The organism is Pseudoalteromonas sp. NZS127_1 (genome assembly GCF_015864295.1).
Lineage (GTDB): Bacteria > Pseudomonadota > Gammaproteobacteria > Enterobacterales > Alteromonadaceae > Pseudoalteromonas > Pseudoalteromonas arctica.
Genome location: NZ_JADYXO010000008.1, coordinates 48,431 through 70,222, shown reverse-complemented (window position 1 = coordinate 70,222; position 21,792 = coordinate 48,431). Strand labels below are relative to the sequence as shown.

The window sequence follows — 21,792 nt, the reverse complement described above, 5'->3', positions numbered from 1 at the left end:
AGTATAATTTATTCACATGTTTGTAAAAAATGCACAAAGAGCAGATTGCACTTAAATTTATTTTATTATTAACATTATATATCAATAGCTTATAATTTTAATTTGAATTTAAAATGCCATTTATATGGCGTGATATTTGCAAAAGAGTACATAAAGCCGTTTAAATTAAAATTAGAAAATCGGAATTATTTACACAAAGGAGAAACTATGTGGGCTGCAATTGGTTATTCACTTTTAGCATTACTACTTATTTTTATTGGTTGGGAAGTAAACTCTGTTTACTTTGCTATTGTTTTTTATTGGACTGCACTGTCACTTTTATTAGTGAGTACCGCATATATTTTTAATACAGCAAAAATATTTAGAAAACGTGAAAATGGGGTGATCCCATTTTATATACGTTGGGCGTTTGTGCCATTTTTATTTGGTGTGCAAATTTATAATGCCTGGTCACGTAAGCGCGATAAAGTGCCGCCAATTCAAAAAATAAACGAAAACCTATTTTTAGCTTGCCGATTATTTCCCTCAGACATAGACACATTAAAAGATAACGGAATTACTGCAATTTTAGACGTTACGTGTGAATTTGACGGACTCGAGTGGAGTTCAACACAAGAGAATATAAATTACTTAAACATTCCGGTGCTCGATCATAGTATTCCTACCCATTCTCAGTTAAATCAGGCTATTAATTGGATACATCATCATATTAAAGAAAACCGTCGCGTAGTTGTACATTGTGCTTTAGGCCGTGGGCGGTCAGTTTTTGTAATGGCGGCTTATTTATTGAGTCAAAACAAAAATGCAGATGTACATGAAGTACTTGCACAAATAAAGGAAACCCGCGAAACCGCAAACTTAAATAAGCATCAGCTGCGTCATTTAGCTAAGCGCCATAAAAAAGGCGAGCTGCTGATTAAAAACAAAGCAGTTTTAATTGCAAATCCAGTATCTGGTACACGATTATGGCAAGAAAAAGAGCACTTAATTGTTGCGCGGTTATCGGCCTATTACGATTTAAAAGTACTTACTACTTCACAAGACGTAAACGGTATTGAGCTTGCTAAACAAGCGATTACACAAAAACCAGACATGATAATAGCGTGTGGAGGCGATGGTACAGTGGCCGAAGTTGCAAGCGTACTTGTAAATACACAATGTAAGCTAGGTATTATACCAATGGGGACTGCAAACGCACTTGCGCATGTATTAATGGGGATTAGCTCTAAATTTATTCCTGTTGAACAAGCCTGTGACTTAATTATAGATGGTCAAACAAGCACAATAGATACCGCTTATTGTAATAACGAATTAGTACTTTTATTAGCGGGTATTGGTTTTGAGCAATCTATGATAGAAAAAGCAGATAGAGAGTCGAAAAATAAGTCGGGGCAACTTGCCTATTTAAATGGTTTTTTTGAAGCCTTTGGTGAGCAAAAATCACAGCTACTTAGTGTAAAACTCGATGATAATGAGCCGAAAGAAATATGTACAAATAGCTTTATTGTGGCTAATGCTGCGCCTTTTACAACGTTATTGGCTCAAGGTGGTGGGCAGCCAGATCATAGTGACGGGCTTCTTGATGTAAATTGGCTAACACCAAATAATGAAAATTCTACGACAATATTGAGTATTGCAGAACTGATGTTTAGCAGTTTAACGCAAACACATTTAGCTATAAATTCGCATCATACAAATGCTAAAAGAGTCGAGGTGACAGGCGAAGGAGAGCTTAAGTACGTACTTGATGGGGAAGTTAAAACTGCTCACAGACTCGTTATTACTATTGAGCCGGCCTCATTAAATGTGATTTGCAAAGAGCAATAAATCGCGCTAGTTACAATTAAAAAAGGAGCTAAATTAGCTCCTTTTTTACATCATTTTTTAATTGATGGCCAAACAAACCCTGTTGTATCCGGCGCTTGAGAAGATGTTTCTCTCGGTGCACTTTTTGGTCTACGAATAGGTTTGTTATTTATAGTGTGAATATAAAGTGCTTCCACTTTATCGCGAGCCCAAGGCGTTTTACGCAAAAACTTTAAACTCGATTTAATGCTCGGTTGATCAGTAAAACACTTAATTTTCACTTGCTCGCCAAGGGTTCTCCAGCCAAGTCGCTGTTCTAACTCAACAAGTATTTGTTCTAACGTTACCCCATGTAAAGGGTTTTTAGGTTGATTATCCATAGCCATACTACTTATTTAAACTGCGTGCATTGTAGCTCAAATCAGCTTTTAGCGCTAATTCACAGTGATTGTTTTAGGAGCGGTTGGGTAAATAGCATTACCTTGTTTATCTATTTTAAGCCAAATGAGTTGACTGTTACTGTGTTGAGGGTTTTTAGCACCGCATAAAAGTGTAAAAGAGTGAATTTGTATTAACGCGCCTTCGCTATAGCGTTTGTTGTCGTACCAACAGTTTGATTCTTCATTTACAAACTGGTTTGCATCAATAATTGAATGGGTTTTAAGGGTTGTTGCTTCACTAAATATTGAATACGATAAGCTGCTAAAACAAAAGCATAGAATTAAAAAGTTACGCATTAGAGGCCTTTAAATAGGGAGGGTTAAAAATAATACATTAAGCTAAAAAACGTGCTAGTGTAAAGTACACAAAGTGATTTTAATTATAAACTTAGTTACTCACAGAACAACTTGGATTCAAATAAAAAGGTGCACACAATGCAATTTAATCAAACAATGATCGAAGAATTCACACTATTAGCGAAGTTTCCTCGCGACAGTAAAATGCAGGGTATTAAATTACACTCAGACGCAGAGCCAAGCTTACTTAGTGCAGCGCAACGTTTATTTGAAAAAGGGATTATAGATAGCCCAGATGGCGGATATTTAACTGATCTGGGCTTAGATTTAATTGAGCACATTACGGTTATTCATAGTGCGCTACAAAGCTAGCTAACCTGAACTCTAGTTAGTTACTGAACTAGCTTAATTTGCATCGGGTTGATTTTGCGGTGCAGCATCATTAAATGCAGCTAATTTATTACAGTGTTCGTAAATAGCTGCAATTTTTGGATAAGCGCTCATATTTACGTTAAAACGAATTGCATTAAATACTTGCGGCACTAAACAAATGTCAGCAAGTGTTGGTTGATTACCAAAACAGTAGTCATCATTTTCGTTTAGCATCAGTTCTATTTTTTCAAAACTCACTTCTATCCAATGTCGATACCACTTATTTTTAGCCTCGTCATCAACACCTAATTCGTTCGATAAATACTTCAGCACGCGTAAATTATTAACAGGATGAATATCGCAGGCAATGGCAAAGCTTAAATTTCTTATTTGTGCTTTTTGCCACGCAGTTCCTGTAATTAATGGCGATTGCGGATAAGTTTCATCAAGCCATTCCAGTATTGCAAGCGATTGTGCTAAAACACCATTATCGGTTTCAAGTGCAGGTAGTAACCCTTGCGGATTAGTCGCTAAGTATTCTTCCCCAAGCTGCTCCGATTTTAAAAGGTTAACAATAGCAAGTTCATGATCAATTGCTTTTAAGTTAAGCGCTATACGTACCCTATAGGCCGCTGATGAGCGAAAGTAGCTGTATAATTTCATAATTAATCCTGTGAACCTGTAAATTGTTTTTTAATAGTACGCCAGCAATCGGTATAGTTTGGTTGGCGCTCTTTGCCTTCTAGTGCATATTTTGTTGGTGAAATTATATAGCGCGACTCAAACATAAAGGCCAATGTGTTTTCGTATTTTTGTGGTGTAAGCTCAGCATTTGAGGCTTTTTCAAATACGTCGGCTTCAGGTCCATGTGGCGACATACAATTGTGTAAACTTGCACCACCAGGTACAAAACCATGCTCTTTTGCATCATACACACCCTCAATCAAGCCCATAAATTCACTCATAATATTGCGGTGATAATACGGCGGGCGGAATGTATTTTCGGCTACCATCCAACGTGGTGGAAATATCACAAAATCGACATTTGCCATACCCTCAGTAGCAGAAGGAGAGGTTAGCACGGTAAATATAGACGGGTCGGGGTGATCAAAACTCACTGTATTTATTACATTAAAACGCGATAAGTCGTATTTATAGGGTGAGCTATTACCGGTCCATGCAACCACATCAAAAGGAGAGTGCTTAATTTCACAGCTAAATAAATTACCGTTGAATTTAGATACAAGCTCAAAGTCACCTTTTTTATCTTCAAAGGCAGCAACGGGGTATTGAAAGTCTCTGTCGTTGGCGTAACCGTTTGCACCAACAGGTCCTCGCTCTGCAAGCTCTAACGCATGGCCATAATTTTCACAAATATAACCCCGCGCTGTATCATCAATTAAATCAACAGAGAACTTAATTCCTCTGGGAATTACAGCAATTTCACCTGGTTTAATGCTTAACTTGCCGCACTCGGTGTGAATTAATAACTCACCTTGCTGAGGAACAAACAACATTTCGCCATCGGCATTGCAAAAGTAACGTCCTTGCATTGACTGATTAGCGACATATACATGAATGCCAATACCCGATTGCCCATTAGCACTGCCATTAGCTGCCATCGTTACCAAGCCATCAATAAAGTCAGTAGGCTGTGAAGGCATATCAATAGGATTCCAACGTAGCATTGTTGGTGGTGTTACGGCCTCAGTAATTGGGGCTGTTCTTATTAGGCCGTTATCAATTGCTTGGTAATCACCTTGCACTACCGAAGGACGAAGGCGGTAAAACCAAGTGCGGCGATTTGAAGCGCGAGGAGCCGTAAATGCAGTCGAACTAAATTGCTCAGTGTATAAATCGTATTTAACCTTTTGTGGGCTAAATTGTCCTATTGGCAGTGCACCGGGTAGCGCTTGTGTTTCAAATTCATTACCAAAACCTGTCATATAACTTAATTGTGTCGCCATTACTGACTCCTGTGAGAGGGGGGGTTGGTTTAATATTATTTTTATTTCAGTTAAGATACTCTCAAGTGAGACTAATATCAAATGTGCAACTACGCACCTGCGTAAATATTAATGAACACCAAAGTAAACCTTACAAAGCTGGGATAACTAAAAATGAAAATTGATTTAGCAACGTTTTTACCTTATCAATTAACGAATGTAGCAACACGTGTAAGTAACGACTTTGCCGAGGTTTATCAAACTAAATACGGTTTAAATATTCCTCAGTGGCGAATACTTGCTAATTTAGCGCAGTATGGCCAAAGCAACGCAAAGGATTTATGCGCGCAAGCAAATATGGACAAGTCGACTGTTTCACGCGCGGTAAAAGTTTTAATAGATAAAGGTTTAGTGAGAAGTGAGCTAAATAAGCAAGACAAACGCGCGGCCTTACTTGTACTGAGCAAAGCAGGTCAAAGCTTATATGAACAAATAGCGCCCGATGCACTTAATTGGGAAAAACAATTACTAAGCTCTTTGACTAACAAAGAATACGAAGTGCTAGTGAGTATTATTGATAAGTTAAATAATAAATTAAAGGCATAAAAAAGCCCACCAAAGTGGGCTTTTAAAATAATAGCTAATTTAATAAGCTAAATTAGAAAGTGTAACGAACACCTACACGCATTTCCCATAGAGATGCGTCACGTTGAGTTGTAGTGCTTGCGTTATTTGCGTTAAAGTTTGAATAAACATAACGACCCTGATCATCAATATCAGTTGAAATCATACGAGCGCCAACGAATGGACCTTTCTTAAGCACACCCCAGTCATCATTTAACATGTTAGTTAAGTTATCGATAACAAAGAATGCTTCACCTTTATGGCCATCCATAAAGCCAGGTACTTCTTGAGTTAGTTTAAAGTTAAACTTCACAAACCAATCAGAGTTTTGTGCGTTACGACCTGAAATTTCACCACGTTTTAAGCCTTCAGATGCAATGAAGTCATTAAATTCATTGATATCATCAGCACTCATGTCATAAACAACGTTAGGATCGTTTACTAACGGTACATAAAGAAGTTGACGAGAACGGTTTGAATTGGCATCACCGAAAGCTTCATCACTGCCGTTAAATGTAAAGCTGTAAGGTAAACCTTTGTATGCTTCACCAAATAAATTAAAGCGAGTGTTGTAGCCATCGAAAAACTCATGCGTGTAAGCAAGGTTTAATGTAAAACGATGTGGAATTTCATAATCAGATGATGCAATACCCGGATTAAGCGCATTAGACGTTGCTAAGTTACCGTAGTTAGAGCTAGATGTAGAACTAGTCATCGGATTAACATCATCAGCATCTGTATAAGCATAAGATAGCTGTACTTTAATACCATTATCAAAAGCTTTGCTTACAGCTGCAGAGATGATTGAAGTATCACCATTGTCGCCATTGACGTTAGTTAATAATAAATCACCATCACGACCTTCAATTGATTCTAAAAGAGGACGGCCATCAAATGATGTTTCGTCAGATGATTGCAGAGCAATATCTTTTAGAATTGCAGCATCACGTTTTTTAGAATAAAGGAAATCTAATGCAATTACATACTCGTCTTCAGTTGTATAAGTTGCACCAACTGAATATTTCCATTCTGATGGAATTTCAAAATCTGGGTCAACAGCATTTACAGATGAGTCACCAGAACCTGGAGTAACGGCTGCAATCTCATCAAACATAGATTGAGGTACATCAAAACCTGGACCACCACCATTTACATTTGGTGTATTGAATAGGTCAACATCACGAATTTGTAAACCTATGTTAGTAATACCATCATTTGAATATGAGTTAGATAACCATACATTTGGATTACCGCCTGAGAATAAGCCTAGACCAGCACGAATTTCAAGTGCATCAGTTGCATACCATTCAAAACCGATACGTGGTTGAAATAAATCAATACCGTCAAATGTACCTTGGTTGCTATAACCATATCTGTCAGTAAAGTTTTGGTTTAATGTTGGTTTGTCATCACTGCTATAGCTGTCATAGCGAAGGCCGAACGTTAAAGATGCATCAATGTCTGAGAAGCTATATTCATCTTGTACATAGAAAGTACTTTGTGAGTACGAAAAGCTTGCAGCAGCATCTGCTGGATTGTTTGTACCAGCTGCATTATTGTAATAAATACGAGCTGCTTGGCCTGATTCGAATTTTTCAATATCATCAAAACGCCATTCACCTTGTGTATGCTGTACGAATTGGTTAAATACTTCTAACTCTTCATATTCAAAACCTGCAGTAATTGTGTGTTGATCAAGGTAGTAAGTACCAGCAAGTTTAAAGGTAGTTGTATCGTAATCTAAATCGTTTGATTGACGAGAGTCATCTGGACCTAAATATACAGTGCCGCCATCGCTTGTTTCTATTTGGAATTCGCCAAAGCTACTTGCTGCATCTAAAGACTCAACGCGAGCATCAAGCTCTGATTTTCCTAGACGAATTTCAGTTGAGAAGTCGTCGCTCCAATCTGAATAAACTGAACCGATAATTGAAGTGAATTCTGCACCTTGCTCATAAAAATGGCTATCTAATGAAAGGCGAGTTGAACCCGTATCTGATTGAGATAATGTAAAGCCATCATTGTAGTTGTATATTAAATTAGCACGGTGAGAGTCGTTGATGTTCCAATCTAATTTAATTAAGATTTTTTCATCATCTACTGGTGAACTTGAAGGTGTAGTACCTGCATTATAGCCATACACATCTTGAGAAATCTGTTGGATACGTGCTAAATCACTTGCAGAAACGCTTGAACCTAAAGGGTCATAGTTAAATTGTGCTACGCCTTCTAATTTTTCATATGAAGTGTATAAAAATAATGAATCTTTAATTAGCGGAAGACCAACATTAAAACCGTAGCGTTTTTCGCTGTAACTACCGTTATCAACGTCTTCGCCTTCAATTTTATCACCTTTCATTGAATCATTAGTGTAATCGAAGAACACACCGCCATGTAATTCATTACCGCCAGATTTAGTTACTGCATTGATATTACACGATGTAAAACCACCGTATTGAACATCAAACGGTGCAAGCTCTACTGCTACTTGTTCAATTGAATCGAAAGAGAAAGGGGCACGAATAGTTGGGTAACCATTTGAGCTTAAACCGAAGTTATCGTTCATACGAACGCCATCTAGCGTTAAGCTATTAAAACGTGGATTACCACCACCACAGTTAATAGTGCCACGACTATCATCAATTGCTACACGCGGGTCAACACGAATGATATCTTTCAAATCACGGTTAATAGCAGGCTGGTTCTCTAGATCTGTAAGTGTGAAAGTAGAAGCTGGACCAGTACCGCCAGACATAGAGCTAATCGGCGCGCCAGTAACTACAATTTGTTCCATGCTTGATTGTGACTCAAGAGAAACGTTTACTGGGTAGTCGTTACCAATATTAAGAATAATGTTATTAAATTCTTGGTCTGCATATACATCTGAATCAACAACTACTTTATAAGGGCCGCCAACACGCAGGCCTTTAGCTGTGAAATAACCAGCGTCATTTACTTCAGTTGTTTTTACTGAACCAGAAGGCACGTGTAAAATTGTTACTTTAGTGCCGGCTGCTGGGTTGCCATTAGGGCCCGTTATATGACCTTTAATTGCAGAGGTCGTTTCGTTAGCCATTGCAGCGCCACTTACACCAACACATGCTGCAATAGCAAGTGAAAGAGCTGTTTTGCGAAGTTGAGTTTTCATTTAATTTTCCCGTGTAGTTATTAATTAAATTTTTATATTTTTATTTTAAAATTTTGCAAAATAAACAGTTGAAGTTCATTTATTCAAAATCCGTTACTAGTGTACCTTATTTATTCGTTACAAATAAAATACAACTGCAATATATTTTTAATAAATAGTACTATTTTTGTCTATTTGAGTGTTTTTTCGAGCAATAACTCTATATCGGGGTATATATTACGTGGGCTTTATGACAAACATGTGAAATTGGGGTGTGAAAAACAAAAAACCCATTACAATTTTGCAATGGGTTTTGTTAACAAATAATTTAATGTGTTATTACTTACCTATTAAGACTTAAAACTTGTAGCTAATACCAACTTTAGCCTGCCAAGCTGATGACGATGAACTGATTTGCGAGTAATTACGCACATCCGCACCGCCAAAACTGTTGTCTATTATATATCTGCCTTGATCATCAAGACCACCAAAGTCATAAATAGTTTGGTTAGAGTAACCTAAGCGTTTTTCTACACCCCAATCGCTGTTTAGAAGGTTTGCGAAATTATCAATCATTAGATAAACCTCACCAGTGTGACCTTCAGCAAAGCCAGGTATTTCTTGCTTAATGCTAACGTCCATTGTAGTAACCCAAGGTTGCGTTGCTGTATTTTTACCTAAGATCCCACCACGTTGAGATATACCAGCACGCTCTAATAACGGTTCTAACTCAGCCCAAGTCATTTTAGAATCAGCCCAATTTACATTCGGATCATCAGCACCTGTAGGAATATAAGGTAAGTAAGCACCATTAGTGAATAAAGAGCTAGTATCACCTAAGTCTTCATCTTTATACATATTCATTGTGTAACTAAATGGGCGACCTGAACGACGTTCAAAATAAACATTGAACTTGGTTGCATATCCTTCAAAAAATTCAGTGTTATACGCTAAGTTAATTTTAAAGCTGTGCTCAACTTCGTAAAAGCCACGTGCTGCAATATCTTCATTACGATTTACAGTAATATTGTGCTTATAGTTACCTTCTGCCTGAGAAGCTGAACCTGCTGATGATTCTGTAACATCTTGGTGAGCATAGCTTGCCGATACAAACAGACCATTATCCCATTGTTTAGCAATACCCGTTGAAATAATAATTGAACGACCATCATCCGATGAATTCGTCATTTCTATATCAACATTATCGCCACTGTAAATACTTTGATTGATAACACGTTCGCCGTCAGCTGCTAAGCCCACTGGGTTAATAGACGAATTATGCCATACTGCTTCATTCTCTTTTTTATGGTAAGCAATTTCAGCTTGCCATTTAAAGCCATCACCTAATAATTCAGAGTCAAACTCATATTCAAAACCTATTTGAGTACGAATGCTTGAAGGCAATTTAAAGTCAGGGTCGATATACGCAACACTACCTGCGCCTTGCTCTAATGTATTTTTTATTTCATCAGGTACCTGAGTAATATCAGCTGTGTTATTTGCATAGTAATCATTAATTACATCGTTTTGTGCTGATACTAAGGTAATACCGTCACTTTGGAATGAGTTGTTATACCAAACGTTTGGTATACCACCTTGGAAACGACCAATCCCACCATTAATAGTAAGCGATTCCGTTGCGTAGTATTTAAAACCTACACGAGGAAGTATAATATCTAGACCATCAAGGTTTTCTTGGTTGGTAAAGCCATACGTATTAGCAAAATTCTCGTTTAAAGTTGGCTTATCATCTGATGATAAACGCTCGTAACGAAGACCGGCTGTGACTTCTAAATCATCACCTACATAAAAAGTATCTTCTATATAAAGTGCTAGCTGGTTACGTCTTACGTCGTAAGCTGTGTCAGCCGAATCATTAGTGTAAGCATTTTGATAAGAGAAATCATAAGAACCAATCTGACGATTTTCAAAATTTTCTAAGCTATCAAATTTCCATGAACCAAGCGAGTTTTGAGCAAATAGGTTATATAAACGAAGTGACTCGTACTGAGCTCCAAAGTTTATTTCATGCTCATCCATTAAATACGTAGCGTCTAATGTAAAAGTTAAATTTTGTGTTTCTGAACGGTTTGCATGGCGGTATTGATCGGTACCAAAGCTGTAAGAAGGACCATTTCGACCGTCTTCTTCAACAGTAACACTTCCTAAGTTAGAGCGAGTTGCACTATCAGAGGTAACATCTTTATACGACACACCAATTTCTGTTGAAAAGTTTTCAGTCCAATCAGAGTAAAGTTTAGATGAAAAGTTATTAAACTTAGTTACGTATGCATAAGTGCTTGAAACTAAGGCTATATTGTCACCGCCTGTACTAGAGTTACGCTCATCTTGGTCGTCTTGCCATTGATAAGTAAAATCTAAGCGATGATCGTCGCTTGCGTTCCAGCTTAATTTAACTAACAAGTTTTTATTTGTATCTTCAGGTGCACCGGCTAATGAATCTGTCAATCCGTATTCATTATTTAAGATAGAAATGAAACGATTATAGTTAGCTTCAGAAGTATTAAATTCATTTGAAGCACCAGAGCCATCAAAACCATAGTCTAAATCCTGTTCGCTTGACCATTCTGCATAGTTAACAAAATAAAACAGTTCATCTTTAATAATCGCTCCGCCGACATTAAAACCAAATCTTTCTTCAGTTTTAATCGGCTCTACTTTATTTGTAGAGTAAGTTTTATGACCTAACTCATCAAGATCGTCTTCTTGTACAATACTATCAACATCGCCAGCTATCTCAGGGGTAGAAATTTCGTAAAAGCCAGAGAACTTAAATTCATTTGTACCAGATTTTGTTACCGCATTAATAGTACCGCCACCAAAGTTACCTTTAGAAGCTGAAAACGGAGATACATCAACAGAAACTTGTTCAATAGCATCAAGTGCTACAGGAGGCTGAGAAGTGGGGTAGCCACCAAAGTTCAAGCCAAAGTCATCATTTTGGCCGATGCCATCAACAGTTAAACCATTCGAGCGAGGGTTACTACCGGCAAATGTAAGCTCGCCATTGCCATTAATGCTGGCAAGCGGGTTTAAGCGCGCAATATCTTTAATATCACGATTAAAACTTGGCATGTTTTCAATTGTGTCAGAGCCAAATGTGCTGCTAGAACCACCTGATTGTTGAACAATTTTATAACCAGACACTTCAATCTTTTCGATGTTTAGCGGAGCAAGCTGCGAGCTTAAACGATAAGTTTCACCAAGATTTAAATAGATGTTTTCAACGGTAGTATCGTTAAACGTATCAGAATCGATGATAACCGTGTAAGGGCCACCTACACGTAAACCATTAGCGATAAACGTACCACTTTCGTTTGTAGTTAGTTCGCTAATAGTTCCCGTTGGTTGGTGAACTACTTTGATTTTAACGTTTGCAGCACTGCCACCTGAAGGCGTTGTAATTTTACCACGCATTGCAGATGATGTATCAGCAGCCATTGCGCTTGTAGAAACACCTAGCGCTAAAATTACCGCTCCAGTTAATTTCGAAAGGCGAAGCTTAGTCATAATGTTGATTTCCCGTGTGTAGGTTATATAAATTTAATACAGTTTATTTGTCAGTCGTCATTTTTAGTGCTGTTTCTAACTCTTTTGCAGAAGGGTCAAATAAGGCATTTAATAATCCAGCTAATCGAATACCCGCCTGTTGTAAGCGCGTTTTTACGATAGGCGTATTGTTATAAATGTAGCTGTATCCAACTTCGTCGTTGGTGTACTTATAAATTTTTGTTGCTAAGTTGTGCGATTCTTCAACCCAAGTTTTAGGTGAGCTTTGTAAGTACTGTGCAATCAGTTCGCTGTTATTAGTATCGATAAATTGCGCGTATTCAGTGAACGACAAGTTTTCGTTTTCAACTAGCTTTGTATCCCAAAGGCTATGAAGATTTGTTTCTTCATTAAAAAATGAAACCTTTATACGATTACCACCTCTGTCTTCACCTCTGCCTGCATGAAATGGCTGATGGCTATCACCTACTAAATGCACTAAAAAACGTAAACTAAATTGCTTAGCATCTAATGTGCTATTGGTATCTGTAAGTGTCTGCATTGAGTAGTGAATACCTTCAAGGATATTACTTACAGATTCTTTGTTTTTAGTATGTTCGTGGTTGAAGCTGAAAGACTTACCCGGTGCTGCATTTATATAATGCCAACGAGATGATTTCTTTTGCCAAAACTCACCAGGAGCAGAACGCATTTCATCAGGCCACGTTGATATTTGAGCTAGTGACTCACCATCTAAATAAGGCTTAATTGCTGCTTTAGTTGTTTCGCTTATATGAGATTGTGCAATCTGCCCTACAATACGATGGCCATTTTGACCCCAAGCATGTGAGTCGGTGCTTGTGAATATCGCACTAACCAAAAGTGCAGAGGATATCGAGTACTTTATACTGTTATGCATTAGAACTTCCTAAATGAATATTTCATGGGGTTGCTATAAGCTAATGCGGTCAATTGTCCTCACTTTTCGCGTTGATAGGAAGGACTTATTAGAATTCATAGTTTCTTATTTAGATTTTATATAAATCAATGGCTTATGTTTAACAGGTAAAATTACTTGTTGTAATAAGTAAGCGAAATTGTTCAAATGCACTATATAATCTTTTTTTGAGTAGCATTGCTTTGAATTTTAAAAATATCGTGTTGCACAAAATGTTAATTGTTACATTTTTGTTTCTATTATTGGTCGTTACGTGGATTTGCGGTCAAGTTAGTGTATACAACGATGATTTGCATTTTCCAGTTATGATTGAAACCTCAACAGAATGTCAAACAACTGCAACAAGTAATAAAGACCAACTAATTATTTTCACGCAATCGAAAAAAATAGCCAAGTTATTAACACAGAATTTGTGTTCTGATAACGTAGTGGCTAAACAATATGGCTCTGTAAAAGGATATTGGGGGTATAGAACCGCAGAAAGCTTTGAGTTTGTTGGTAAAGGAATTGCTGACTTAATTTTAGCTAAAAATAATATTATGGCCGCCTTCAAAGCTGAGTCGACTTATAACTACCAGCCCGTTGTTGGGTTTTCTGATTACACTGCCTTTTTTATATCGTCTAAAGAAAAACCTCGCATTACAAAACAGTACTTTTTAGATAAGCGTATAGGTTTACTTGATTATCCAACTAGCCGCTCAGGGCACATATTACCAAAGAAGGTATTTAAAGAGCTGGATATTAATTTAGCTAATTTGAAAATTACCTATGCTAGTTCTCATAATGAATTACGTGATTTACTCGCCGACGGAAAAGTCGATATTATTGCTTCATTTTGGAAAGAGAGTGACGAAAAACGCTTTTCAAAAAATTATATTACGCCTTTGAGTAATAATATTTCTGGAACAAGGTGGTATTTAAAAATGCGGCAAAACAATACTGATTTGTTGTGTGCAGTGCAGGAAAATTTGCTTGATATGTCTAAAGATCAAAGGTTGCACTACTATCAAAATGTGCAGCCGTTTTGGAGTTGCGGTACTAGCCCAGTAAACTTAAAAGAGGACGCTGATGATGAGTAAATATAAGCAATTACTTGTTTTTATATGTTTATTTTTAATTCTATCATCTGTTTTTTATATCTCTGTAACCCAAAAAAGCCAGCAAGTAGTTAAACAAAAAATAATTCAGATAGAGAAGCAAATAGCACTAGATTTACCCTTACTTGATTTATCAAATGAGCTGCTTAAACACTCAGGCAATAAAGAAGCGGTTAATAGCTACATTAAAACCTTAAATAGCTATATCGATTCGGATGATCTTAGGGTTGTTACTATTGTGCCCAAAAGCGAGATGGTAACACCTATAAAGCCCAACCAAATAATACGTAGTTTGAGTACAAACAGCGGGTTTGTATTAGTTGTATTTAGCGTTAAGCGCACTCACTTTACGTTGAGTCAGATTATTTATTATTTAATATTTTTTGTTTTAAGTGTGTTGGTTAGTTTTTGGATAAAATTTGCGTTTATTAAGCAAAGTAATAAACAATTGATTAATACAGAGCATCAAACAATTACTGAGCCTACGCCGCTTGTACTTATTGTTGATCTTAACGATAAAACACTATCGAGTAGCTGTAATCCAGAACAAAAAATGAGTTTAGCTAATAAGCCATTATGCTTTTATTTAGCACTTGTAGAGTATTGTACAAATAACGATGATGTAGCGCTTAGTCATAATAAAGATGTACCAGAGGAGCTGCTAGAGCTTGCGAATAAGTATTTTTATAGGTTGATTGAGCTTGGTCACACGGTTAGAAAAAGGCCTAACTTTAATAATAGTCTTGAAAAAACCTTAAGTGAAATACGTGCGGCATTAGATGAAGTGCTTAACGAATGTCCTGAAGAGAAAGAATTATATTATCCCCCAAAAGCATATGGAGAAGGGTCGCGTTCTCGACTGCATAGTTATGGGCTGGCAAATATTAGAAAAGGCAATATTGAAATAATAGGAAAGTAACACAGTTACTTTCCTATTATTATCTTCATTTATTTAGGGGTAAATTCAGCCGCTTTAAGAGGGCTGTTTTTTGATATAAAGTCTTGTAGCGCTTGGGCATCTGTTTCGTCTGTACTAACAAAGCCTTCTTTATTTGTAAGCGTAGGATAACCATCACCGCCTGATGCGTTATAGCTATTTAGACTCATGCGGTACGTTTTATTTTTATTCAAAGGTTGGCCATTAATAACTACATTAACTAGTTGGCCATTTTTACGTTCAAACGATAGCTTATGGTACTGTAAGTAAGCACCTGCATCCGGTGGGAAGCTCGTTACTGTATTTAAGTAATCCCATAAATCACTGCCTTGCCAATCCATATAAGTAATACGGTTTTTAAAAGGATGCACCTTTAAAATATCTTTATAGCTTACTTCACCCGCTTCTATTGAGCTGCGAATACCACCACCACTTATTAGTCCAAAGTCTGCATTTACTACATCCATTTGAGCTTGAATAATTACGCGCGCAAGATTAGTTTGTTGGTAGCGAACTTTGTTTCTGTCGCCTTCTAAGCGAGCATCTACTTCACCAATGGTACCTTCAATTTGTTTAGCGCCTTTAGCTTGGTATACCGCTAAATAAGATTCAAGTTTAGGGTCTGGTTTAATGTACTCGTTTGCTAATACTTCTTTAGTAGAGCCATCAGCTTGTACTTTATCAACATACAAATTAACTGGCATAAGTTTGTAGTCAAGTAACGTTAATTTACCGTTTTCAAGTTTAAACTCAGCTTTACCAACATACTTACCCCATTCATGGGCTTGCATAATGTAAGTACCATTTTGTTGGTCTGGTTTACAGGCTAAGCCTGGTTTAAAGTTGTCGTCATTTACATTTGTATCACTCATACATACAGGTTCTTGAGAGTGACCACCAATGATCATATCAAGCGTGTTTGCTGGCAATGAACGAGCAAGTGTTACATCACCCGGTGCATTAATACCAAAGTTAGCATCAACATAATGACCCATATGGGTTAGTGCGATTGTAATGTCAGGGTTGTACTTAGCTTTTATTTTTTTAGCTAAGCTTGCTGTAACGTCAACAGGGTCTTTAAACTCTAAGTGCCCAATATATTGAGGATTACCAATTTTAGCTGTGTCGGTTGTTGTTAAACCAATAACAGCAATAGTTAATCCATTCTTTTTGAATATTTTGTAGCTATCAAACGCGTGTTCGCCTGATTCTTTTTCAAATATATTGGCTGATAAAAAAGGAAAGTTTACCCATTTTTGCTGTTGCTTTAAAACATCAATAGGGTTGTCGAATTCGTGATTCCCCAATGCCATTGCATCGTAACCAATCAAAGACATACCTTTAAAGTCAGGCTCTGCTTTTTGTAAATCTGACTCAGGAATACCCGTATTAATATCGCCACCAGAGAGAAGTAATACCGCATGACCTTGTTTTTGAGCTTTACTGCGTAAAGAGTCAATCAGCGTTTTACGGGCTGCCATACCATATTCGCCTTTTTCGTTGTGCCAAAAGCGCCCATGATTATCGTTAGTATGAAGTACAGTAAGATATTGAGTTGCAGGAGAGTTACTTACACTTGAGTCGGTTGTAGCCGATGTACACCCAAGTACGCTTAAAAAAACTGAAAATAAAATAATTATTCGCATAAAATACCTGTCTATTAAGGCCCACTTAATTTATTGAGCGGCTAGTTTAAACTAGTTTTATGCGAAAAAAACGTACTTATTTACATTTCATCTTAATTACGGCTTGTCGCAGCAGTTTCTCTGCGTTTTAATTCTTTACTCGCATATTCAGATTTTTCATGGTTTGCTGCAATCATCCACGTTAAAAAGCTGGCAGGTAGCTTTGTGTAAGCTTCGCCTCGGTGTAAACCAAAGTCGCAAATTGTGTGTCGTGTGTTTGACATTATTATTACCAGTGTTTTTTATTTTGGTTGATAGTAGCAAAAGTACACACAGGGGAAAGATGATTTAGCTTTAGCTGTTTTAATTTTTATAACTAAAAAGAATATATAAAATGTAATTTAAATGTTACCGAGGCGGTCTAATTTGTATCAATCACCTCTTTATCATCGATTTTTTAACTGAATAATATTAACTTACTTGTATTAACAATTATTTAAATAAATATAACAACAGGATATAACATGAAAAAACTCTTACTTGGCTCAGCACTCGCCGCAGCAAGCTTTACAAGTACTGCCACTATTATCGAAATGAACACGAGCCAAGGTGTCATAGAAATTAACTTATTTGATCAACAAACACCTAAAACAGTCGCAAATTTTTTAAGTTATGTTCAAGATGATTCATATAACGAAACAGTGATTCACCGTTCTGTGAGTAACTTTGTTATTCAAGGTGGTGGATTTACATACTCTGATTCATTAGATGCGATTACTACAAAGCCAGCCGTAGAAAATGAGCCTGTTTTTTCAAACGTTAAAGGCACCATTGCAATGGCTAAGTTATCAGGCAATGAGAATAGCGCTACAAGCCAGTGGTTTTTTAATATGGCTAATAACAGCGCAGGAAGTGCAGCGCTAGATACACAAAACGGTGGTTTTACTGTGTTTGGGCAAATAACAGCTGCGAGTCAGTCTACTTTAGATAAAATCGCCGCATTGGTGCATTGTGGTGATACACCGGTGGTTGGTATTACCACTGAGCAATGCTCAAGCAATGATGTAGCCATTAGTAGTGCTAATTTGGTAACTATTCAAAGTGTAACCGTGATGGATGATGATCCAAATTCTTCTGCTGGCCTTACTGTAACTGAAAACACGTTAATTGACTCAGGTGCACCAATAAACTCAGATAGTAGTTCTGGCGGTGGGCTAGCGTGGGTTTTAGGCGCTTTTTTACTTGTGCTTCCTCGCTTAAGACGTGCTAAATAATTAAATCTAATCGAGTAGTAATGTGGCAGGCGTAAATTGCCTTTCACATTACTACTTATACCAATTCCAATAAATAGCTGATCTATTTTACTTGCTAAAACAACCCATTTCTTTGTTGTAAATTTCGCAAAGGGAACAACCATTTACATCAATTTACGCCTAGAACTGAATTATTTTTTCGGCGTAAAATTTAGAACACATACTTAATGGAATTGGTATTAGCATGAGCTGTTTAAAGCATTACTCGCCAAACCATTGCCAGCCAAATTGTAAACACACAAACACAACCCAATAAAAACACTTTAAAACGTGCTCGTACGTTATTTTCACCTAAATGAATAACACTATGCACAATACGGGTTATTACAAATAAACAGGCCAGTATAGACACAAGTGTACTGGCGCTATTTAGTTGTAGTGCAAGTAAACATCCCGCGTAAAAAAGCACAGGTATTTCGAACTGATTCGAAAAGTTTCTATCTGCAACCCTAATAGTGTCGCCAGCCTTATCTAACTGCATTGTTTTAAAATCGCTTAAATCTAGCTGTTTGTTTTTAGCTGCTGCAAAGCGTCTTTTACCCATAATGAGCATAACAACCAGTGAAAGCCTAACGTGTGCAAACATGGCAAGTATGATGATTTTTTCCATCGTTTTTCCTTATTATTATTTAGGGTTTGTGTATATTTTGATATTGAGTGAATTTTAATCACGGAAGGTTGGTAGACTCGCAACTAATATCCGATTATGAAGACATTTTTCACAATGTGTTACACAAAATAGCGTTATTTTGTAGAAAGTTATTAATTGAAAATGTTAGTTTAGCTTAACTATATTGCTTTGAATTGGCGCATGCTATTTTGCGCAATACTTTTTAATGGAAAACAAAAATGAAAAAGATTATTGGTTTTAGTGCTATTGCACTTGCAGTTTTAAGTGGTTGTTCAAATACGGCTTCGGTTTCAGTGGCGCCTCAGGCCTCTTTATTATCAGATACGTTGGTCGTAAGCCCTAACGATAACCGCGAATATAAAACACTTAAATTAGCAAACGACATTGAAGTTATTTTAGTGTCTGATCCGAGCGCTGAAAAATCAGCAGCGGCATTAAGCGTAGGTGTTGGTTTACTACACGACCCAATGACGCAACAGGGTATGGCGCATTATTTAGAGCACATGCTGTTTTTAGGCACAGATCGCTACCCAGACACAAAAGGGTATTCTGATTTTATGACCAAAAATGGTGGCGCGCACAATGCGTATACATGGCTCGATATTACCAACTACATGTTTAAAATTAATAACGACGCGTTTGATGAAGGGCTAGACCGTTTTGCCGACTTTTTTAAGGCACCTAAGTTATACCCTGAATACACAGACAAAGAAAAAAATGCAGTAAACGCAGAGTGGTCAATGCGTCGCGAAATGGACTTTTTTGGTCAATTTAAACTAGCGCGTAAAATGATGGGCGATCACCCAGCTAATCGCTTTTTAATTGGTAACCTAGAAACACTTGGTGACAAAGAAAATAGTTCTCTTCACAAAGAAACGGTTGATTTTTATAATAAATATTATTCTTCAAATGTCATGAAAGTAGCGCTTATTTCTAATTTACCTATTGCTGAAATGGAGCAAAAAGCACAAAAATACTTTGCTGATATAAAAAATAAAAACATAGAAAAACCAACAGTAACTGCAAAGCTTGATTTTGATAACGCTGGCGGTAAACGCGTGTTTTATGCACCAAATGAAGATGTAAAACAGCTACAACTTGATTTCACCATTGCTAATAATAATAGCGAGTTCGCGCTTAAACCAAACCGATTTGTAGCGTATTTACTAAGTAATGAAATGCCGGGCAGCCCAGCGCAACTGCTTCGTGACAAAGGGTGGGTATCTCAGTTGTCAGCTTCAGCTGCACCAAATCAATATGGTAATTACGGGTCATTAAACGTAAACGCAGAGCTTACAGATGAAGGCATGAAAAATCGTGACGAAATAGTTGCGACTATTATGCAGTACATCGATTTAATTAAAAAAGAGGGCGTTGATAGCAAGTACTTCAACGAAATTCGTACATCACTAAATAACCAGTTTAAGTTTTTAGAAAAAGGTGATGAGTTTAATTATGTAAGTTCACTTACGCAAAGCATGCAAGACTATCCGTTAAATCACGCTATTAATGCACCTTACTATTATGCAAAATTTGACGCTGATGCTGTAAATAAAGTACTTGAGCAGTTAAATGCCGATACTCTTCGTATTTGGTATGTATCGCAGCAAGAAGAGACTGACTCGCAACTACACTTTTACGACGGCAAATACCGCATTAGTGATATTAGCGATGATGAAATTGCCAGCTGGAAAAAACCAAGCGAATTTAAGTTAGCACTACCAACTGTAAACAATTTATTGCCTGAAAATTTTGCAATAAAAACTCAAGCATTTAAAGAGCAAAAACACCCTGAGCTTGCTTACGATAAAAATGGTGTAAAAGTATGGCGCCAAGCAAGTCAAAAATTTGCAGAGCAGCCAAAAGGGCTTGTTGAAGTTTATATAAATACTCAACCCGGTTTGAACGATATTAAGGCAGAAGTACTTTATTCTGTTTGGGCTGATTTATACAATATTCAACAAAGTCAGTTAAGTACCGAAGCAGCAATCGCTGGTATGAGTGTAAGCCTTGCGCCGAGTAATGGTCTTGTTTTATCTATGAGTGGTTTTACAGATAAACAAGATGTATTGCTTAAACAAGCTTTAACCGGATTAAAAGCCGATGAAACAGCACAAGCATTTAGCCAAGCAGTTGATCGCTTTAAACGTAATTTACTAAACCAACAAAAACAGTTTCCGTATGCACAAGCATTTGGCGAGTATTCAAAACTAACGCGTACAGGTGGTTTTGATACAGACGCGCTTATTAAAGCCGCTGACTCAGTGAGTGTTGCCGACTTAGCACAATTAAAAACAGCTACGTTTGCACAAAACGATTTACGCGTATTTAGTTACGGTAACTACAATCAGCAAGATATAGACGCGATTGCAGACGAATTAAGTGCAACATTACCAAGCAACCATAAACGCAGTGAATTTGCGCGAAGCAAAGCATGGTTGCCACAACCGGGCGAAACGCTGGTACTGCAAAAAGATATTGATGTAGCCGATGTAGCGGTGGTTGATATGACCGTTCACCCTGTTGCGGGTTACAAACAAAAAGCAGAAGCGGCTGTATTACAAAGCCACTTTAGAACAGTTGCGTTTGATAAAATGCGTACTGAGGAGCAGCTTGCATACGCAGTAGGTGCATTAGCTCGCCCAATCGAGGATTACTCAGCAATTGGTTTGTATATTCAAACACCGGTTAAAGGTCCTAAAGAAATACAAGCTCGTTTTGATAAGTTTAAAAAAGAATACGCAGTTGAACTTGATAACATGAGCGAAGAGACTTTTGAGCAGCTTAAAAATTCAACCCTAGTATCGCTTAAAGAGCAGCCTAAAAACTTAAGTGACGAAATGAGCCCACTTATAAACGATTGGTACCGTGAAAATTTTACCTTTGATTCTAAGCAAAAGCTGATTGATGAAGTTGAAAAAGTAACGCTTGCAGATATAAAAGACTACTACAAGCAAACAATGCTTAATCCTAATGCGGCACGTTTAAATGTGCAATTACGTGGTACTAAGTTTATAGAAAGTGACTTTGCCGATTTACCAAATCAAACTAAAATCACAACGCTTGATGCCTATTACAATGGTATTAAACTACAAAAATAAGCTTTATT

At 37.2% G+C, this 21,792-nt stretch carries 17 protein-coding genes; 7 read left to right on the top strand and 10 right to left on the bottom strand.

Going from position 1 to position 21,792, the window contains the following annotated elements; translation table 11 throughout:
- The first annotated feature begins 207 nt into the window (after window positions 1–207).
- Window positions 208–1,827: a diacylglycerol kinase family protein gene (locus I6F50_RS09400; protein WP_024593136.1), complete on the top strand. Its 1,620-nt coding sequence runs from the start codon at window positions 208–210 to the stop codon at window positions 1,825–1,827.
- A gap of 50 nt (window positions 1,828–1,877) precedes the next feature.
- Here I6F50_RS09400 and I6F50_RS09395 read toward each other — a convergent pair whose 3' ends face one another.
- The gene (locus I6F50_RS09395) at window positions 1,878–2,186 is read right to left on the bottom strand and encodes a VF530 family DNA-binding protein (RefSeq protein ID WP_010553962.1); all 309 of its coding nucleotides are present in this window, start codon (window positions 2,184–2,186) and stop codon (window positions 1,878–1,880) included.
- A gap of 54 nt (window positions 2,187–2,240) precedes the next feature.
- Window positions 2,241–2,543: a DUF1496 domain-containing protein gene (locus I6F50_RS09390; RefSeq protein ID WP_165728355.1), complete on the bottom strand. Its 303-nt coding sequence runs from the start codon at window positions 2,541–2,543 to the stop codon at window positions 2,241–2,243.
- A 138-nt stretch (window positions 2,544–2,681) separates the two neighbouring features.
- Between I6F50_RS09390 and I6F50_RS09385 the strand changes: the two genes are divergently transcribed.
- On the top strand, window positions 2,682–2,915 hold the full coding sequence (locus I6F50_RS09385) for a TIGR02647 family protein (RefSeq protein ID WP_007582405.1): 234 nt from the start codon (window positions 2,682–2,684) through the stop codon (window positions 2,913–2,915).
- A 33-nt stretch (window positions 2,916–2,948) separates the two neighbouring features.
- On the opposite strand, the gene maiA is transcribed toward I6F50_RS09385, so the two are convergent.
- The gene (maiA, locus tag I6F50_RS09380) at window positions 2,949–3,578 is read right to left on the bottom strand and encodes a maleylacetoacetate isomerase (RefSeq protein WP_165741414.1); all 630 of its coding nucleotides are present in this window, start codon (window positions 3,576–3,578) and stop codon (window positions 2,949–2,951) included.
- A 2-nt stretch (window positions 3,579–3,580) separates the two neighbouring features.
- On the bottom strand, window positions 3,581–4,882 hold the full coding sequence (hmgA, locus tag I6F50_RS09375) for a homogentisate 1,2-dioxygenase (protein WP_165741415.1): 1,302 nt from the start codon (window positions 4,880–4,882) through the stop codon (window positions 3,581–3,583).
- A 153-nt stretch (window positions 4,883–5,035) separates the two neighbouring features.
- On the opposite strand from hmgA, the gene I6F50_RS09370 reads away from it, so the two are divergent.
- Window positions 5,036–5,467: a MarR family winged helix-turn-helix transcriptional regulator gene (locus tag I6F50_RS09370; protein ID WP_197176043.1), complete on the top strand. Its 432-nt coding sequence runs from the start codon at window positions 5,036–5,038 to the stop codon at window positions 5,465–5,467.
- Between the two features lie 52 nt (window positions 5,468–5,519).
- Here the strand turns inward: I6F50_RS09370 and I6F50_RS09365 are convergent, their stop codons facing one another.
- The 3 genes from I6F50_RS09365 to I6F50_RS09355 form a co-directional block, all read right to left on the bottom strand.
- Complete coding sequence (locus I6F50_RS09365) at window positions 5,520–8,633, bottom strand: TonB-dependent receptor (protein WP_165741878.1); 3,114 nt, start codon at window positions 8,631–8,633, stop codon at window positions 5,520–5,522.
- A gap of 336 nt (window positions 8,634–8,969) precedes the next feature.
- Complete coding sequence (locus I6F50_RS09360) at window positions 8,970–12,143, bottom strand: TonB-dependent receptor (RefSeq protein ID WP_197176041.1); 3,174 nt, start codon at window positions 12,141–12,143, stop codon at window positions 8,970–8,972.
- 43 nt (window positions 12,144–12,186) lie between these two features.
- Window positions 12,187–13,041: a S1/P1 nuclease gene (locus tag I6F50_RS09355; RefSeq protein ID WP_166420036.1), complete on the bottom strand. Its 855-nt coding sequence runs from the start codon at window positions 13,039–13,041 to the stop codon at window positions 12,187–12,189.
- A gap of 251 nt (window positions 13,042–13,292) precedes the next feature.
- On the opposite strand from I6F50_RS09355, the gene I6F50_RS09350 reads away from it, so the two are divergent.
- Together I6F50_RS09350 and I6F50_RS09345 are read left to right on the top strand one after the other, a co-directional pair.
- Window positions 13,293–14,159 (top strand): hypothetical protein, encoded by an 867-nt coding sequence (locus tag I6F50_RS09350; RefSeq protein WP_197176115.1) that lies wholly within the window; start codon window positions 13,293–13,295, stop codon window positions 14,157–14,159.
- Window positions 14,152–15,096, top strand: coding sequence for a hypothetical protein (locus tag I6F50_RS09345; protein WP_197176039.1), 945 nt, complete (start codon window positions 14,152–14,154; stop codon window positions 15,094–15,096). Before I6F50_RS09350 ends, I6F50_RS09345 begins: the two co-directional genes overlap by 8 nt.
- A gap of 29 nt (window positions 15,097–15,125) precedes the next feature.
- Here the strand turns inward: I6F50_RS09345 and ushA are convergent, their stop codons facing one another.
- Window positions 15,126–16,760: a bifunctional UDP-sugar hydrolase/5'-nucleotidase UshA gene (gene ushA / locus I6F50_RS09340; RefSeq protein ID WP_197176038.1), complete on the bottom strand. Its 1,635-nt coding sequence runs from the start codon at window positions 16,758–16,760 to the stop codon at window positions 15,126–15,128.
- 92 nt (window positions 16,761–16,852) lie between these two features.
- The gene (locus I6F50_RS09335) at window positions 16,853–17,023 is read right to left on the bottom strand and encodes a hypothetical protein (protein ID WP_165741117.1); all 171 of its coding nucleotides are present in this window, start codon (window positions 17,021–17,023) and stop codon (window positions 16,853–16,855) included.
- Between the two features lie 240 nt (window positions 17,024–17,263).
- Here I6F50_RS09335 and I6F50_RS09330 point away from each other — a divergent pair, with 240 nt between their 5' ends.
- A complete protein-coding gene (locus I6F50_RS09330; RefSeq protein WP_197176037.1) occupies window positions 17,264–18,013 on the top strand; it encodes a peptidylprolyl isomerase in 750 nt (249 codons plus the stop codon).
- Between the two features lie 232 nt (window positions 18,014–18,245).
- On the opposite strand, the gene I6F50_RS09325 is transcribed toward I6F50_RS09330, so the two are convergent.
- Window positions 18,246–18,662: an MAPEG family protein gene (locus tag I6F50_RS09325; RefSeq protein WP_197176036.1), complete on the bottom strand. Its 417-nt coding sequence runs from the start codon at window positions 18,660–18,662 to the stop codon at window positions 18,246–18,248.
- Between the two features lie 239 nt (window positions 18,663–18,901).
- On the opposite strand from I6F50_RS09325, the gene I6F50_RS09320 reads away from it, so the two are divergent.
- Window positions 18,902–21,784 (top strand): insulinase family protein, encoded by a 2,883-nt coding sequence (locus I6F50_RS09320; protein ID WP_197176035.1) that lies wholly within the window; start codon window positions 18,902–18,904, stop codon window positions 21,782–21,784.
- The last annotated feature ends 8 nt before the right edge of the window (window positions 21,785–21,792 follow it).

Excerpts from the sequence above, each read along its gene's own strand:
- I6F50_RS09400 (WP_024593136.1), top strand. The coding sequence starts at position 208 with ATGTGGGCTGCAATTGGTTATTCACTTTTAGCATTACTACTTATTTTT.
- I6F50_RS09395 (WP_010553962.1), bottom strand. The coding sequence starts at position 2,186 with ATGGATAATCAACCTAAAAACCCTTTACATGGGGTAACGTTAGAACAA.
- I6F50_RS09390 (WP_165728355.1), bottom strand. The coding sequence starts at position 2,543 with ATGCGTAACTTTTTAATTCTATGCTTTTGTTTTAGCAGCTTATCGTAT.
- I6F50_RS09385 (WP_007582405.1), top strand. The coding sequence starts at position 2,682 with ATGCAATTTAATCAAACAATGATCGAAGAATTCACACTATTAGCGAAG.
- maiA (WP_165741414.1), bottom strand. The coding sequence starts at position 3,578 with ATGAAATTATACAGCTACTTTCGCTCATCAGCGGCCTATAGGGTACGT.
- hmgA (WP_165741415.1), bottom strand. The coding sequence starts at position 4,882 with ATGGCGACACAATTAAGTTATATGACAGGTTTTGGTAATGAATTTGAA.
- I6F50_RS09370 (WP_197176043.1), top strand. The coding sequence starts at position 5,036 with ATGAAAATTGATTTAGCAACGTTTTTACCTTATCAATTAACGAATGTA.
- I6F50_RS09365 (WP_165741878.1), bottom strand. The coding sequence starts at position 8,633 with ATGAAAACTCAACTTCGCAAAACAGCTCTTTCACTTGCTATTGCAGCA.
- I6F50_RS09360 (WP_197176041.1), bottom strand. The coding sequence starts at position 12,143 with ATGACTAAGCTTCGCCTTTCGAAATTAACTGGAGCGGTAATTTTAGCG.
- I6F50_RS09355 (WP_166420036.1), bottom strand. The coding sequence starts at position 13,041 with ATGCATAACAGTATAAAGTACTCGATATCCTCTGCACTTTTGGTTAGT.
- I6F50_RS09350 (WP_197176115.1), top strand. The coding sequence starts at position 13,293 with ATGTTAATTGTTACATTTTTGTTTCTATTATTGGTCGTTACGTGGATT.
- I6F50_RS09345 (WP_197176039.1), top strand. The coding sequence starts at position 14,152 with ATGAGTAAATATAAGCAATTACTTGTTTTTATATGTTTATTTTTAATT.
- ushA (WP_197176038.1), bottom strand. The coding sequence starts at position 16,760 with ATGCGAATAATTATTTTATTTTCAGTTTTTTTAAGCGTACTTGGGTGT.
- I6F50_RS09335 (WP_165741117.1), bottom strand. The coding sequence starts at position 17,023 with ATGTCAAACACACGACACACAATTTGCGACTTTGGTTTACACCGAGGC.
- I6F50_RS09330 (WP_197176037.1), top strand. The coding sequence starts at position 17,264 with ATGAAAAAACTCTTACTTGGCTCAGCACTCGCCGCAGCAAGCTTTACA.
- I6F50_RS09325 (WP_197176036.1), bottom strand. The coding sequence starts at position 18,662 with ATGGAAAAAATCATCATACTTGCCATGTTTGCACACGTTAGGCTTTCA.
- I6F50_RS09320 (WP_197176035.1), top strand. The coding sequence starts at position 18,902 with ATGAAAAAGATTATTGGTTTTAGTGCTATTGCACTTGCAGTTTTAAGT.